Below are 1,196 nucleotides of genomic sequence, written 5' to 3' on the forward strand. Positions count from 1 at the left end.
GATGGTGGCCAATCTGCTGCGCATCGCCACCTTGCCACTGTGCTGGTATATCGCCGTCACCACTGGCAATCTGTACACCATTATCGGCATTGGTATCGCAGGAGAGGCGCTTGGCCTGACAGCCGCCCTTGCACTGATTCACTGGCGATCCGCCGTGCCGTTGCGGGCGGTGGCCGCCCCGCTTGGCGTGATGCTGCTCACCTTGCTGGCGGCGTTCTTTATGCCGCATCAGATCACAGCTCAGATCGCCGCCTTCGCCGTACTGAGCGCACTGATGCTCTGGTCCTGCGGCGACCTGCGCCGCTACGTCAAAGGAAAACACATGAGCCCTGCGCTATGAGCACGCCCCTCACTCTGCACATCGGTTATCATAAGACCGCTACCAGCTGGATGCAGCGCAAGCTGTTCGTCGCAGACCACGGCTATGCGCAGATTGCGGATCATGCGGATGTCTTCAGCCATATCGTGCAGCCGCACGGGCTGGCCTTTGACCCCGCGCCGATGCGCGATCTGATCGCCGCCCGCCGCGACGCGATGCCGATGGGGGCACCTATCATCTCTTCCGAAATTCTGTCGGGCAATCCACTGTTTGGCGGAAGGGAAAGCGAGGCCTATGCCGCCCGCCTGGCCCAGATCGCACCTGATGCGCGGATCGTGATCTCGATCCGCAACCAGCAGCGCATCCTGCCGTCCGTCTATATGCAATACCTGCTGCGCGGCGGCACGATGACACCAGCGCAGTTCTTTGCGGGCACCAACGAGTTCGGCTATTTCGGATTTACGCCGCAGCATTTCGCCTATGACAAGCTGGTGGCCCTGTATCAGAGCCTGTTTGGCACCCAAAACGTCTACGTCATGACGCAGGAAAGCCTGCAGCGGGATATGGACGGCGCGGCGCAGGCACTGGCGGATTTTACGCAGAACGATGCCTTCACAGGCCTGACCGATGCCGCCCGGCAGGTGGATGGTGCCAGCTATCCTGAATACGCCAGCCCGGTCCTGCGGCGGATCAACCATGTCCAGCGTAGCACGCTGAACCCCGCGCCAATTGTCAGCTTTGGCCGCACGCCGCAGGGGCTGTACCGGCTTGCGGGCTATGCGCTGAAGCGGGCGCCGCTGGCGGGGCTGCTGTCCGGGCGCAGACCGGTGTCGGACCACGTCCGGACAGCGTTCAAGGGGGCGTTTGCGGATAGCAA

General features: G+C 62.5%; 2 protein-coding genes. Both read left to right on the forward strand.

The genetic code is table 11. The annotated features are described in order from the left end of the window. The coding region (locus BM131_RS20400; protein ID WP_425434324.1) for a hypothetical protein at positions 1-340 on the forward strand (340 nt) is incomplete at its 5' end. Then, the coding region (locus tag BM131_RS19860) for a hypothetical protein (protein WP_090192202.1) at positions 337-1,196 on the forward strand (860 nt) is incomplete at its 3' end. The genes BM131_RS20400 and BM131_RS19860, both read left to right, overlap by 4 nt.

Origin of the sequence: Loktanella salsilacus (assembly GCF_900114485.1) — a bacterium.
GTDB classification, from domain to species: domain Bacteria; phylum Pseudomonadota; class Alphaproteobacteria; order Rhodobacterales; family Rhodobacteraceae; genus Loktanella; species Loktanella salsilacus.